17 protein-coding genes are annotated in these 11,924 nt (G+C 65.5%); 5 read left to right on the top strand and 12 right to left on the bottom strand.

What is annotated here, in order from left to right:
* Positions 1–152 precede the first annotated feature (152 nt).
* Complete coding sequence (locus IB232_RS02365) at positions 153–971, top strand: AraC family transcriptional regulator (protein ID WP_192397260.1); 819 nt, start codon at positions 153–155, stop codon at positions 969–971.
* Between the two features lie 69 nt (positions 972–1,040).
* Positions 1,041–1,667, top strand: coding sequence for a LysE family translocator (locus tag IB232_RS02360; RefSeq protein ID WP_192396958.1), 627 nt, complete (start codon positions 1,041–1,043; stop codon positions 1,665–1,667).
* Between the two features lie 108 nt (positions 1,668–1,775).
* Here the strand turns inward: IB232_RS02360 and IB232_RS02355 are convergent, their stop codons facing one another.
* Both IB232_RS02355 and IB232_RS02350 read right to left on the bottom strand, forming a co-directional pair.
* A complete protein-coding gene (locus IB232_RS02355; protein WP_192396957.1) occupies positions 1,776–2,375 on the bottom strand; it encodes an FMN-dependent NADH-azoreductase in 600 nt (199 codons plus the stop codon).
* A 129-nt stretch (positions 2,376–2,504) separates the two neighbouring features.
* The gene (locus IB232_RS02350; protein WP_192396956.1) at positions 2,505–2,819 is read right to left on the bottom strand and encodes a 3-phosphoglycerate kinase; all 315 of its coding nucleotides are present in this window, start codon (positions 2,817–2,819) and stop codon (positions 2,505–2,507) included.
* A 49-nt stretch (positions 2,820–2,868) separates the two neighbouring features.
* Between IB232_RS02350 and IB232_RS02345 the strand changes: the two genes are divergently transcribed.
* From IB232_RS02345 to IB232_RS02335, 3 genes are read left to right on the top strand one after another with little or no spacing between them, the layout of a single operon-like run.
* Positions 2,869–3,795 carry a LysR family transcriptional regulator gene (locus tag IB232_RS02345; RefSeq protein ID WP_192396955.1) on the top strand — a complete coding sequence of 309 codons (927 nt, stop codon included), beginning with the start codon at positions 2,869–2,871 and terminating at the stop codon, positions 3,793–3,795.
* A gap of 10 nt (positions 3,796–3,805) precedes the next feature.
* Entirely contained in the window at positions 3,806–4,633 is an 828-nt protein-coding gene (locus tag IB232_RS02340; RefSeq protein ID WP_192396954.1) for an alpha/beta fold hydrolase, read from the top strand.
* Positions 4,627–5,181: a peptidylprolyl isomerase gene (locus IB232_RS02335; protein WP_137972304.1), complete on the top strand. Its 555-nt coding sequence runs from the start codon at positions 4,627–4,629 to the stop codon at positions 5,179–5,181. The genes IB232_RS02340 and IB232_RS02335 overlap by 7 nt, the downstream gene beginning before the upstream one ends.
* Before the next feature lie 76 nt (positions 5,182–5,257).
* On the opposite strand, the gene IB232_RS02330 is transcribed toward IB232_RS02335, so the two are convergent.
* The 10 genes from IB232_RS02330 to IB232_RS02285 all read right to left on the bottom strand — a co-directional run bounded on the left by IB232_RS02330 (position 5,258) and on the right by IB232_RS02285 (position 11,917).
* Positions 5,258–5,581: a low molecular weight protein tyrosine phosphatase family protein gene (locus IB232_RS02330; RefSeq protein ID WP_192396953.1), complete on the bottom strand. Its 324-nt coding sequence runs from the start codon at positions 5,579–5,581 to the stop codon at positions 5,258–5,260.
* Complete coding sequence (locus IB232_RS02325; protein WP_192396952.1) at positions 5,578–5,790, bottom strand: hypothetical protein; 213 nt, start codon at positions 5,788–5,790, stop codon at positions 5,578–5,580. Before IB232_RS02325 ends, IB232_RS02330 begins: the two co-directional genes overlap by 4 nt.
* Before the next feature lies 1 nt (position 5,791).
* The gene (locus IB232_RS02320; protein WP_192396951.1) at positions 5,792–6,922 is read right to left on the bottom strand and encodes a GNAT family N-acetyltransferase; all 1,131 of its coding nucleotides are present in this window, start codon (positions 6,920–6,922) and stop codon (positions 5,792–5,794) included.
* Between the two features lie 86 nt (positions 6,923–7,008).
* The gene (locus IB232_RS02315) at positions 7,009–8,316 is read right to left on the bottom strand and encodes an OprO/OprP family phosphate-selective porin (RefSeq protein ID WP_192396950.1); all 1,308 of its coding nucleotides are present in this window, start codon (positions 8,314–8,316) and stop codon (positions 7,009–7,011) included.
* A gap of 182 nt (positions 8,317–8,498) precedes the next feature.
* Entirely contained in the window at positions 8,499–9,095 is a 597-nt protein-coding gene (locus tag IB232_RS02310; RefSeq protein WP_192396949.1) for a DoxX family protein, read from the bottom strand.
* An 11-nt stretch (positions 9,096–9,106) separates the two neighbouring features.
* Positions 9,107–9,802 carry a DUF2063 domain-containing protein gene (locus tag IB232_RS02305; protein WP_192396948.1) on the bottom strand — a complete coding sequence of 232 codons (696 nt, stop codon included), beginning with the start codon at positions 9,800–9,802 and terminating at the stop codon, positions 9,107–9,109.
* Positions 9,799–10,638, bottom strand: coding sequence for a DUF692 domain-containing protein (locus IB232_RS02300; RefSeq protein ID WP_192396947.1), 840 nt, complete (start codon positions 10,636–10,638; stop codon positions 9,799–9,801). Before IB232_RS02300 ends, IB232_RS02305 begins: the two co-directional genes overlap by 4 nt.
* Positions 10,639–10,650: 12 nt before the next feature.
* Positions 10,651–10,977 carry a hypothetical protein gene (locus IB232_RS02295; RefSeq protein WP_192396946.1) on the bottom strand — a complete coding sequence of 109 codons (327 nt, stop codon included), beginning with the start codon at positions 10,975–10,977 and terminating at the stop codon, positions 10,651–10,653.
* 107 nt (positions 10,978–11,084) lie between these two features.
* Positions 11,085–11,315 (bottom strand): anti-sigma factor family protein, encoded by a 231-nt coding sequence (locus IB232_RS02290; protein ID WP_192396945.1) that lies wholly within the window; start codon positions 11,313–11,315, stop codon positions 11,085–11,087.
* Entirely contained in the window at positions 11,309–11,917 is a 609-nt protein-coding gene (locus IB232_RS02285; protein ID WP_192396944.1) for an RNA polymerase sigma factor, read from the bottom strand. Before IB232_RS02285 ends, IB232_RS02290 begins: the two co-directional genes overlap by 7 nt.
* Positions 11,918–11,924 lie beyond the last annotated feature (7 nt).

The following is an 11,924-nucleotide window of genomic DNA, read 5'->3' as shown; positions in this document are numbered from 1 at the left end:
ATATTTCAAACACAGAAGATGGAAATACTGACCATACACTTCATACCGACTGCCGCCACGCTTCTGCGCACCGCCTAAAACACCTTAGACTCGCAGCCTCGTGCCAGGCCATCGGCGAGTCCAGCGTGCCCTACCCTTCCGAGCCATTGCCACTGCCAGCCTCCGCAACGCTCGAGGAGTTCTGGCGTGACCCGGCCCTGCCGCAGGTGGAGAGCCGCCGCGCGTGCCACAGCCGTGCCTGCTACAAGCCGCACAGCCACCCGACGTTCTCCATCGGCGCAGTAGACGAGGGCCGCAGCCTGTTCAGCGGCGCCGGCGACCAGCTTGTTGCCCTGCACCCCGGTATGTTGGTACTGGTGCCAGCGGCGCGCGTGCACTCCTGCAACCCGGCGAGCGGAACGGCCTGGAGTTACCAGATGCTGCACCTGGATGCCGACTGGCTGCACGCGCTGCGCCACGAGTCGGCGCTAGGCTCGGTGGCCGCCAACGAGCCCGTGCGGATAGTCGATGAACCCGCGCTCTACGCTCGCTTCTGCCAGCTCAACGCCCTGCTCTTCTCCGACGCTGCTGCGGCGGACAAGGAGGCCGCGCTGATCGAGTTCATCGGTGACTGCGACGCCAGGCCGGCTAGCGCCATCGAGGTGCGTGGCCCTGATGCCGCCCAGGCTGAACGCCTGCAGCCGGCGTTCGAGCGGCTGCAACGCTCGCCGGCCGCCGGTGTCTCGCTGCACGAGCTGGCGCAGCTAAGCGAGATGAGCCGATACCAGTTGATTCGCACCTTCCGCGCAGCCACCGGCATGACGCCGCATGCCTGGCAGCTCAATTTGTGCATCAACCTCGCCAAAGAGCGCCTGCTGGCCGGCGCAAGCCTGGCGGATGTGGCCTATGGGCTGGGCTTCGCCGACCAGGCGCACCTCCAGCGAGTGTTCAAGGCTTACACCGGCATCACTCCTGGACGTTTCCGCGCCTAGGCCTGCAATTTTCTTCAATACCCGCCAGGGCCCCGGCTGACACGCTGCGAAAAATTCGAGCGAGTCGCCATGCAACAGTTTCTCTTCATCGCCGCCGCGCACTTCCTGGCGCTGCTGTCTCCCGGCCCCGACTTCTTCCTCATCGCACGCACCTCGCTGGCTGCCGGCTGGCGCGTGGCCAGCGGAGCCTGCCTGGGCATCGCGCTGGCCAACGCGCTGTTCATCGTCGCCGCCTTCGCCGGCACGGCGGCGCTGCGACCCGGCAGCGAGCTGTTCGTGGCCCTGCAACTGGCCGGCTGCGCCTACCTGCTGTACCTCGGCGTGCTGTTTCTGCGCCATGCCGGCAGCACGCCGCTTGCCGTCGCCGACACCAGCGCGGCGCCGCAGATCGAGGCCTGGTGGCGAGCCGCGGGCATGGGTTTTCTGTCCGGCATCCTCAATCCGAAGAATGCGCTGTTCTATGTCAGCCTGGCGGCGATGCTGACGCCACCGCACACCAGCGCACTGTGGAAGACCCTTTATGGGGTCTGGATGTTCGCCGTAGTGCTGCTGTGGGATGTGCTGGTGGCGCTGCTGATCGGCAACCAGGCCGTGCTGGCTCGCTTCACCCGCGCCCTGCCCTGGTTGGAGCGCTTCTCGGGTATCGCCCTGATCCTGCTGGCGCTAGGCATGCTGACCCTGCTCTGGCTGCGCTAAATCCCGAAGCTTTTTCGCGGGCAATAAAAAACCGGCCCGCCGGGAGGAGCGCCCGTGCGAACCGGTGGACGGGCCGACAGCATTCGGCCCCAGGGGAGAGTCGATGAATCAGGCGACCTGGGCCAGTTGCTCGCGAGCCTTGGCCAGGCCTTGCTCGGAGAACTCGGCGCCCATGTTCAGGCCTTCGGCATGCACGAACTGCACATCGTGAATGCCGACGAAGGCCATGGCCTGGCGCAAGTAGGGCTCCTGGTGGTCCAGGCCGCTGCCGGCGTAGATGCCGCCACGGGCGGTCAGCACAATGGCGCGCTTGCCGGTGAGCAGGCCTTGGGGACCGGTCTCGGTGTACTTGAAGGTGACGCCGGCACGCAGCACGTGGTCCAGCCAGGCTTTCAGGGTGCTGGGGATGGCGAAGTTGTACATCGGCGCAGCCAGGACCAGCACGTCGGCGGCCAGCACTTCGTCGGTCAGTTGGTTGGAGCGGGCGGCAGCGGCCTTCTCGGCATCGCTCTGCTGCTCGGCAGGCTTCATCCAGCCGGCGAGCAGGGTTTCGTCCAGGTGCGGCACCGGCTGCTTGGCCAGGTCACGCACGGTCACCTGGTCCTGCGGGTGGGCGGCCTGCCACTGGGCGATGAAATCGGCGGTCAGTTGGCGGGAAACGGAACCTTCTTGGCGGGCGCTGCTTTCGATAACGAGGATGCGGGACATTTGGCTAACTCCATCGGGGTTGTTTGTTTCGATGAAGTGAAGGTTATGGTCAGCCAATAAGATTAAAAAGCGCAAATATCCGCTTCAAATAATCGATTAATTTGATTATTTTCAAAGCGAGCCCTAGGCTCACTTCTGCTCGCAGGTAAGATCCACCCGCAGCTTGATGATGTTGCGGGCGAACTTCACCGTCTGGGTCACGCTCTCCCCGGCCTTCAGCTCGGAAGCGCGGGTGCGCGGTGCCTCGGGGCCGTTCTGGAACCGGGCGCTGCACTTGGCATCGAGGGTGCCGTAGTTGTACAGGGTGAGGCCGCCGATGTTGCTGTCGATCTCCTGGATCGTGGCGGACACCTCGGCACCGTTCAGCTGCTTCTTCAGCTCGGTCGGGTAGGCGACAGCGGTCAGCGGCAGCAGCGCGAGCAGAACCAGGCAGCAGTTTTTCATCGGCACTCTCCTTATTGGGGGTGCCCAGATTAGAGAAGAGGAAGCGGCGATGAAAGCGCCCCGTGTCACGCTGGATCAATGGCGCACCCTGCAGGCGGTGGTGGACCATGGCGGCTTCGCCCAGGCGGCCGAGGCGCTGCACCGCTCGCAGTCCTCGGTGAGCTACACGGTGGCGCGCATGCAGGAGCAGCTGGGCGCGCCTCTGCTGCGCATCGACGGGCGCAAGGCGGTGCTCACCGAGGCCGGCGAGGTGCTGCTGCGCCGCTCGCGGCAGCTGGTCAAGCAGGCCAGCCAGCTGGAGGAACTCGCCCACCATATGGAGCAGGGCTGGGAGGCAGAAGTGCGCCTGGTGGTGGACGCCGCCTACCCCACCGCCAACATCGTGCGCACCCTCTCCGCCTTCATGCCGCAGAGCCGCGGCTGCCGCGTGCGCCTGCGCGAGGAGGTGCTGTCCGGGGTCGAGGAAGTGCTGCGCGAAGGCTCGGCGGACCTGGCCATCAGCGCCCTCAACATCACCGGCTACCTGCCCATCGAACTGGGCGAGGTGGAATTCCTCGCCGTGGCCCACCCGGAACACCCACTACATCTCCTGCAACGCCCGGTGACCTTCCAGGACCTGGAAGGCCAGATGCAGGTGGTGACCCGCGACAGCGGCCGCGTACAGCCGCGCGACGCCGGCTGGCTCGGCGCAGAACAGCGCTGGACGGTCGGCAGCTTGCCCACCGCCCGCACCTTCGTCAGCAGCGGGCTGGGCTTCGCCTGGCTGCCGCATCACCTGATCGCCCGCGAACTGGAAGAGGGCCTGCTCAAGCCGCTGCCGATGGAACAGGGCGACGTGCGCCGACCACGCTTCTTCCTCTATAGCAACAAGGACAGGGTGCTCGGCCCGGCAACCCAGATCCTCATCGAGCTGATCAAGAACTTCGACGGCGCGCCGCTGGAGGCGCCCTTCGCCGCGCCACTGTCCGGCAACTGAGGCCAACACCATGTCCTACTTCGAACATCAGGGCTGCCAGCTGCATTACGAGGACCGTGGCCAGGGCGAACCGGTGTTGCTGGTACACGGCCTCGGTTCCAGCATCCAGGACTGGGAATACCAGATGCCGCACCTGCTGGAGAATCGCCGCGTGCTGGCCATCGACCTGCGCGGCCACGGCCGCTCCGGCAAGCCACGCGAGCGCTACAGCATGGCCGGCTTCGCCGCCGACGTGGCGGCGCTGATCGAACATCTGGGCCTGCCGCAGGTGCACCTGGTCGGCATTTCCATGGGTGGCATGGTCGGCTTCCAGCTGGGCGTCGACCGGCCCGAGCTGCTGCGCAGCCTGACCATCGTCAACAGCGCCCCCGAGGTGCGCGCCAAGAGCGCCGCCGACTGGTGGATGCTGGCCAAGCGCTGGACCCTGTCGCGCCTGCTGAGCATGCAGACCATCGGCCAGGGCCTAGGCCGTATCCTCTTCCCGCACCCGGAACAGGCCGAGCTGCGCGCCAAGATCGAGCAGCGTTGGCCAGAGAACGACAAGCGCGCCTATCTGGCCAGCCTCGACGCCATCATCGGCTGGAGCGTGCGCGAACGCCTGGCCGCGATCACCTGTCCTACCCTGGTGGTCACGGCCGACCGCGACTACACATCGGTCGCCAGCAAGGAGGCCTATGTGCGCGAACTGCCCAACGCGCGCCTGGTGGTGATCGAACGCTCGCGCCACGCTACTCCGATGGACCAGCCACAACGCTTCAATGCCGTCCTGGACGAATTCCTCGCCCAGGTCGAGCGCAATCAACCGCAAGAGCAACACAAGGACCCGCAACCATGCTGAAGCAACTCCTCCTCTCCGCCTGTGGCCTGCTGCTGAGCACAAGCCTGCTGGCTGCCGGCAACCCCCACGTGCTGCTGACCACCAGCCTCGGCGACATCGAGATCGAGCTCAACGCCGAGAAGGCGCCTATCAGCACGCAAAACTTCCTCGGCTACGTGGACGCCGGCTTCTACAATGGCACCCAGTTCCACCGGGTAATCCCTGGCTTCATGATCCAGGGCGGCGGCTTCGATGCCGACATGGGCGAGAAGGACACCTTCAAGCCGATCAAGAACGAAGCCGATAACGGTCTGCGCAATGACCGCGGCACTCTCGCCATGGCCCGCACCCAGGTGGTGGACTCGGCTACCAGCCAGTTCTTCATCAACCACAAGGACAACGACTTCCTCAACCACGGCGGCCGCGACTTCGGCTACGCGGTGTTCGGCAAGGTCGTGCGCGGCATGGACGTGGTCGACCGCATCGCCAAGGTACGCACCGGCAACCGCGGCATGCACCAGAACGTACCGGTCGAGCCGGTGCTGATCCTCAGCGCGAAGAAGCTCTGACCTGCGTCGCCTGGCGCGGCCGCTGCAGCGGCTGCGCCAACTTCTCTCCCCTGCCGATCCGCGAGCCATCCCAGGCTCAGCGCAAATAGGCCCCAGCCTTGCGTTCCAGTAGCTCGACCAGCTCCGGCTGCATGTATTCGTAGTCGTCCGGAATGCCCAGGCAGATCACCCGCCGATCCTTGAGCAGCGGGCCGAAGCGCTGCTGCAGGCGACGCTGGTGCACCCGCTCCATGACGAAGATCAGCTCGGCCCACTGCACCTGCTCGGCGGACAGCAGCACCTCGGCATCCGGCGCCAGCCCGGCCGAGTCGCTCTCCACGCCCGGCCAGGTGGCAAAGGCCTGCTCGGCGGTGGGACTGCGCAGGCGGTTGCGGCTGCAGATGAACAAGGCGCGGGTCATGGGCGGCGCCACAACAGTAGCAAACCCAGCAAGGCGAATAGACCGATGCAGATGCCATAGCACCAGGCCGCAGGCCCGGAATGGCCAATGGCTTCGACACCGCCGACATCCTCCAGCCAGCGCCATAACGGCACCAGTAGCAAGGCCAGCAATACGCCGAGCGGCAGGCTCAAAGCCAGAGCACCCAGGCTCAGCAACAGCTTCTTCATTTCAGGTTCCTGCCTGGCGATAGGGCAACAGCTGCCGCGCCTGCTCGGCATAGGCCAGTACGGCCGGCCGCTCCTCAGCGAGGAATTGGTCTACGGCAGCGCGCAAACCGGGATGCAGCAGGTAATGCCAGGAGCGCGTGATCTGCGGCTCGAAGCCACGGATCAACTTGTGCTCGCCCTGCGCACCGGCATCGAAGCGCTGCAGGCCCTCCTCGATGGCACGCTCGATGCCCTGGTAGAAGCAGGTCTCGAAATGCAGGCGATCGAAGTCGCCCAGGCAGCCCCAGTAGCGCCCGTAGAAGCTGTCGCCGCCCACCAGGCTGAAAGCCATGGCCACCGGGCGACCACCCTGCCGCGCACTGACCACGCGAACGGCTTCGGGCAGGCGCTCGGCCAGCAGGCTGAAGAACTCGCGCGTCAGGTATGGCGCGCGGCGGCGCACATGGTAGGTGCTGGCGTAGCAGGCGTAGACGAAATCCCAGTCCGCCTCGCTCAGCTCATGACCGAGTTGCCAGCGGAATTCGATGCCGTGCCCGGCCACCTGTTCGCGCTCCTTGCGCAGCTGCTTACGCTTGCGCGAGCTGAGGGCATCGAGGAAATCCTGGAAGTCACGGTAACCGCGGTTGTGCCAGTGGTATTGACAGTCCAAGCGCTGCAGCCAGCCGTCGCGTCCCTCGAATAGCACATCGTCCTGGGCCTGAATGAAGTTGATATGCAGCCCCGACAGCCCCTCGCCCTCCAGGCCCGCCACCAACTCGTCGAGCAACTGTCCGGCAGCCTGACCATCACCCAGCAGGCGCGGGCCGCTCACTGGGCTGAAGGGCACGGCGCCGAGCAGCTTGGGGTAGTAGGCGATACCGGCGCGATGGCAGGCATCGGCCCAGCCCATGTCGAACACGTACTCGCCGTAGGAATGCTGTTTCAGATAGGCCGGCAGCGCCGCCCGCAACGTACCGTTCGCGTCGTACAGCAAGCGATGCGCCGCCTGCCAGCCGGAACTCCCGCCGACACTGCCGCTGTCCTCCAGCGCCGAGAGAAAAGCATGGCGCAAGAACGGCTGCGGCTCGGGCAGCAGGGCGTCCCAGGCGGAGGGTTCGATATCGGTGAGGTGGTTCAGGGTACGGAGTGACATATCGCCAGTCTGGCGGCTCGCCGAGGCAAAAAAAAGCCCCGCAATGCGGGGCTAGGAAAGTAGGAGCGGAGAAGCGTTCGTTGTGCTTAGAAGACGTACTGGGCGCGCATCACGAAGCCGTCGCCGCTATCGTCGCCGTTGGAGTTCTCGGCATTGTCGACCTTGGACTTGACGTACACGCCGCTGATCTTCACGGATTCGTTGGCGTACCAGTTCAGACCGACGTTGTGCACCTTGCCTTCCACGTCGTCCTTGCTGGCGAAGCTGCCGTTGTCGTCTTCGGCGCTGATGTTGTCGTAGCGGTAGAAGACTTCCCAGGCACCCAGCTGCTTGTTGGCCGGCTTGATCGCATCGAACTTGCCGAGCTTGTAGCCACGCGGCTCGCCAGTCAGGGTGTAGGCGGCCTGTACGTAGTAACCATCGGCGTCGACATCCTCGTAGGCATCGTCGTCGGCTTCCAGGCTGCGCGACACGTACTCACCCTGCAGGGAGAACGCGCCCATGGCCCAGGCGGCTTCCACGCCCCAGGCGGCGTCGTCGCCGAAGGCGCCGGCAGGAGTGTCTTCGGCACCGGCCAGGGTCAGGCGGTTGCCGTTGTCGCCCGCGTCCTGGCCACCGTCGGTGCTCACGCCGCGCATGCCCAGCCGGCTGCGGATGCGGCTGTCGAACTCGGTGTCGGACAGGTCGCGCTGGGCGTAGTTGAGGCCGAAGTGCAGCACGTTACCGGCTTCGTACATCGGCGCGAACACACCGCGCAGGTTGAACTGGGTAGCGCTGTCGCCGTCTTCGGTGGAGTTGGTGGCGTCCTTGGCATACAGGCCGGCGGAACCGTACAGGGTCGGACCTGCGGCGCCGGACACCTGGATGCCCATGCCGCCGTTGTGGCCATTGGCCCAGTCGACCAGGTCATAAGCAGCGGTACGCTCCTGGGCGGTCACCCACTTGGAGCTGGTGGCCTTTTCCAGACCGAACTCCGGATCGAAACGGCCGGCCTTGATCGAGATCGGGGCGAAGCCGTTGTAGGCCAGGGAAGCCTCGTCGAAGTAGCCATCTTCGTCGCGGTTGTCGCCGCCGGCGTTCTGCGACAGGTCATAGTTGATCTGGTAGGCCCAGTCGGTATACATCACGCCGCCCAGTTCGACGAAGGCGCGGCGGAAGTAACCGGCGTCGGCAGTATTGCCGTTCTTGGTGTAGAAGCCGTCGAAGCGGCTGTAGTCAGCCTGGACGCGGCCACCCAGCTTGAAGCTGAAGGCCTTGTCGGTGGTGCCTACTTCCAGGCCACCTTTGGTCTTGATCATGATGTCGGCGCCGTCGGTGGTGACGGTGCCGGCGAAAGCCTGGGCGGAAATGGCCAGAGCCAGGGCGCTGGCAGCAAAACCGGCGAAGTGCTTCATGAAGGATTCCCCTATTGGTCTTTGGAAAACACTGGGCTTCGGCCCTGCGTGTTGGGGGGGAATCTTGGCGGGGGGTTATTTCAGCCCGGTTTTATTTATATGAAAGTTAAATTACACAGGAACTTTTTACTCCCTTTCATAATAAGCCGGAGAGACACGGTCTGCCTGGGCCGGCGCCTCTTTCATGCCCGACGAAAACGCACCGCCAGCCAATGGTCGATGCTCAACCAGCGCCCCGCCCCAGCGAAGAACAGCGCCAGCAGCATGAGCAGGTAGGTGACGGCGAACTCGATGCCGTTGTTCAGCACCACGAATTTGCCACTGCTGGTCAGCCAGGCGTAGTTGCCGTGTTCCTGCAGAAGCTCACGGGCGCGCTCCAGCTTCTCTCCCGCCGCCAGCACCCGTTCGTTGGCGAAAGGCGCTGAGGCATCGGCGATGGCCTGCCAACCGAACTCCCAGTGCACGGTAAAGATCGCCACCAGCATGGTCACCATCAACGGCACGCTGATCCAGCGCACGGCCAGGCCACACAGCAGGAGAAGCGCACCGCCCACCTCGGTCAGCGCCGCCAGCCAGGCCAGCACGGCAGGAAACGGCAATCCCAGGCCCCAGTCCGGATTGCCGAACCAGGCGATAGTGCTGTCCATGTCCGCCAGCTTGTGGGTGCCGGCCATCCAGAAGATCGGCACCAAGTACAGGCGCAGCAGCAGCGGGGCGAGAAAATCCAGGCGGCGGGTAGCGTCCAGGCCATCCTGGAGGCGATTGAGCAGGCTCAGCATGATGTTCTCCGTCAGGGATACCAGATGTCCTGTTGCTGCCAGCCATCCAGCAGCACGCGGGCATTGGTGAAGAAGGGTTCGTCGGCCTCCAGCCCGCTGGCTTCGGCCAGTTCCGGCAGGGCCTGCAGCGGGGGCTGCCCGGCCTGCAGGCGCAGGGCCAGGTGATAGGCGAAGGGCGACAGCTGCTGGAAACGCACCCGCTCTGCCGAATCGCGCCAGGCCAAAAGACAGGTGGGCTCAGCGGGCGCCTCGCGGGGTTGGTAATCAGCGCCGATACGCTGCACCGGCCAGGCATAGGCCAGCGGCCAGGCCAATGGCGACCAGCCGTGTGCCGGCAAGCGATCGGTGGCCACATCCAGTGCCAGCTCGACGCGCTCGTAATGGGCCAGCTCGGCGATAAAGCCGGGATCGCCCTGCTCCGCACCTCCGCCTACCTCCAGCCAGGCGACGAACTCCTCGCCTATCGCCAGGAAATATGGCGTGGCACAGCGGTGCCCGGCGATAAACTCGCGCACCAGCCGCTGCCGGCGCGCCTCGCCCAATATCTGGCATAGCACCGGAAAGCCGCTGGTGATGAAGCCATCGAGGTTGTTGAAGAACAGCTCCTCGTACACCGCCATGCGCGCGGCCGATACCCCTGGCAACAGCGGCTCCGCCTGAGGCTGGCGAATGCGCGCGGCGAACGCCGCCTGGTCGCGCGTGCTCATTCTCCGACCTCGCGCTGCAGCGTACGGATCTGCCCCACCTCGGCATACAGCTCGGCCAGTGGCGGAAAGTTGAAGTCGCGCTCCAGCAGGGTCGGCCGCACGCCATGCGCGGCATAGCTGTGCGCCAGCAACCGCCACACCGGGTCGCACACGGGCGCGCCGTGGGTGTCGATCTTCAGGTCGGCGGCCTGGTCGAGATGGCCGGCCACATGCAGATAGGCGATGCGTTCGCTGGGCATCGCCTCGATATAGGCGCGCGGGTCGAAGCCGAAGTTGTGGGCATTGACCTGCACGTTGTTGATATCCAGCAGCAGTTGGCAGTCGGCCTCCTCCAGCACCGCACGGACGAAATCCACCTCGCCCAGCTCGCCGGGCAGGCGCGCATAGGCCGAGACGTTCTCGATGATCAGCGGCCGCTCCAACACCTCTTCCACCTGGCGGATGCGCGCGGCCACACGGCACGCCGCATCAAAGGTGAACGGCAGCGGCATCAGGTCGTACAGCTGGCCATCATCGGCACAGGCCGACAGATGCTCGCTATAGCCACGGATGCCGTGCTCATCGAGGAAGGCCTTGATCGCGCGCAGCAGCTCGAGGTCCAGCGGGGCGAAGCCGCCGAGGTTGAGGGACAGGCCATGGCAGAGGAACGGCATGCGCTCGGTCAGCGCACGCAGTTGGCGGCCGAAGCGACCGCCGACGCCGATCCAGTTCTCCGGGGCGATTTCCAGGAAATCCACCTGCTCGTCGACCGAGCCTGCAGCGCTGTCCTGCAGCGCCGCCAGCAGGCCGCGGCGCAGGCCCAGACCGGCGCCGCTGACGAAATTGCCGTAGACCATGTCCCGCCGCCCTTACTCGGACTTCTCGGTCTTCTCGGCGCCGCACTTGCCCTCGTGGCCGGCCTTGCCCTCCTCGCCACAGCTGCCTTCCTTACGTGCCTTGTCGCCGCCACATTTGCCCTCGCCGCACTTGCCTTCGGCGGCCTTCTCGGTGCCCATCATCTCGGCACCGCACTTGCCCTCGCCACAGGAACCCTCGTGGCCCTTCTCGTGGGCCGCCAGGCTGTAGCCGCTGGAGAGTTCCTGGGCGGCGAACGGATTGCTGCCGGCCTGGGCGGCGAAGGCAGTGCTCAGCAGGGCGGCGCCCAGGGTGATGGCTACGGAATTGCGCTGTTTCATGGAATCTCTCCGGTCGTGGTTATTGTGCGAGAGGCGATTTGCCCCTTCGCAACACTAGACGGAGGTGGTGGCGCCTCGTTACAGCGCGGCGAGAAAATTTTTGCGGATCAGGATTCGCGATGCTGGCGGGCGAGCTTCTCGGCCAGTGCATCCAGCTCGGGAATGGCTTCGTCGGGGAGCTTTCGCAGCACCGCCTGGCTCAGCCTGAGTTGGCGGATGAAGCGCCGGCAATGGCTGCACAGAGCCAGATGGCTGCGCACGCTGATGCGTTCGCGCAGGCGCAGCTGACCGTCGAGATAGTCGCTGGAATGGGCCACCAGTTCCTTGCAGCTCAGCATTGGCCGGTCTCCTCGAAATGCTCCAGGGTGGCGAACACCTTGAGCCGGGCGCGGTGCAACAGCACCCTGACATTGGAGAGCGAGAGATCGAGAAGATTACAGATCTCCTCCAGCTCCAACCCTTGCCGCTCGCGCAGCAACAGCACGCTGGACTGGCTCTCGGACAGGCTGGCGATGGTCTTCTCCAGGCACTCGCGCAACTCGCTTTCGGCCAGCAGGGCCTCGGGCGTGTCCTGTTCCCATTGGCTGGGCGGGGTCTGCCAGTGACCGTCCTCGGCGAAGCGCTCGGCACCGACGCTGCCGTGTGGCGCCGGCAGGTCGTCGAGCAGCGGCTCGCGACGCTGCTGCTTGAGGCGGCTCTTGGCGGTGTTGGCGGTGATGGTCAGCAGCCAGGTCTTGAGGCTGGAACGCTGCTGGAAGCCGGGCAGATTGCGCACCACGGCCAGCCAGGCGTCCTGCACCACTTCGTCGGCGTTGCGACTGCCGACTATAGCGTAGGCCACCGCGCGCATGGCGCCCTGGTAGGTCGCGACCAGCTCGCGGAAGGCATGCTGCTCGCCGGCCAGCAGGCGGGCGAGCAGCTCGGCGTCAGTCCCTGACATGCCGCGG

The sequence above is a fragment of the Pseudomonas sp. PDM15 genome, from assembly GCF_014851565.1.
Classification (GTDB): Bacteria; Pseudomonadota; Gammaproteobacteria; order Pseudomonadales; family Pseudomonadaceae; genus Aquipseudomonas.
Note: the sequence above shows the minus strand (reverse complement) of the source record. Positions and strands in the feature narration are given on the sequence as shown.

Bases quoted from the DNA above. Each gene is read 5' to 3' on its own strand.
- IB232_RS02360 (WP_192396958.1), top strand. From the start codon at position 1,041: ATGCAACAGTTTCTCTTCATCGCCGCCGCGCACTTCCTGGCGCTGCTG.
- IB232_RS02355 (WP_192396957.1), bottom strand. From the start codon at position 2,375: ATGTCCCGCATCCTCGTTATCGAAAGCAGCGCCCGCCAAGAAGGTTCC.
- IB232_RS02350 (WP_192396956.1), bottom strand. From the start codon at position 2,819: ATGAAAAACTGCTGCCTGGTTCTGCTCGCGCTGCTGCCGCTGACCGCT.
- IB232_RS02345 (WP_192396955.1), top strand. From the start codon at position 2,869: ATGAAAGCGCCCCGTGTCACGCTGGATCAATGGCGCACCCTGCAGGCG.
- IB232_RS02340 (WP_192396954.1), top strand. From the start codon at position 3,806: ATGTCCTACTTCGAACATCAGGGCTGCCAGCTGCATTACGAGGACCGT.
- IB232_RS02335 (WP_137972304.1), top strand. From the start codon at position 4,627: ATGCTGAAGCAACTCCTCCTCTCCGCCTGTGGCCTGCTGCTGAGCACA.
- IB232_RS02330 (WP_192396953.1), bottom strand. From the start codon at position 5,581: ATGACCCGCGCCTTGTTCATCTGCAGCCGCAACCGCCTGCGCAGTCCC.
- IB232_RS02325 (WP_192396952.1), bottom strand. From the start codon at position 5,790: ATGAAGAAGCTGTTGCTGAGCCTGGGTGCTCTGGCTTTGAGCCTGCCG.
- IB232_RS02320 (WP_192396951.1), bottom strand. From the start codon at position 6,922: ATGTCACTCCGTACCCTGAACCACCTCACCGATATCGAACCCTCCGCC.
- IB232_RS02315 (WP_192396950.1), bottom strand. From the start codon at position 8,316: ATGAAGCACTTCGCCGGTTTTGCTGCCAGCGCCCTGGCTCTGGCCATT.
- IB232_RS02310 (WP_192396949.1), bottom strand. From the start codon at position 9,095: ATGCTGAGCCTGCTCAATCGCCTCCAGGATGGCCTGGACGCTACCCGC.
- IB232_RS02305 (WP_192396948.1), bottom strand. From the start codon at position 9,802: ATGAGCACGCGCGACCAGGCGGCGTTCGCCGCGCGCATTCGCCAGCCT.
- IB232_RS02300 (WP_192396947.1), bottom strand. From the start codon at position 10,638: ATGGTCTACGGCAATTTCGTCAGCGGCGCCGGTCTGGGCCTGCGCCGC.
- IB232_RS02295 (WP_192396946.1), bottom strand. From the start codon at position 10,977: ATGAAACAGCGCAATTCCGTAGCCATCACCCTGGGCGCCGCCCTGCTG.
- IB232_RS02290 (WP_192396945.1), bottom strand. From the start codon at position 11,315: ATGCTGAGCTGCAAGGAACTGGTGGCCCATTCCAGCGACTATCTCGAC.
- IB232_RS02285 (WP_192396944.1), bottom strand. From the start codon at position 11,917: ATGTCAGGGACTGACGCCGAGCTGCTCGCCCGCCTGCTGGCCGGCGAG.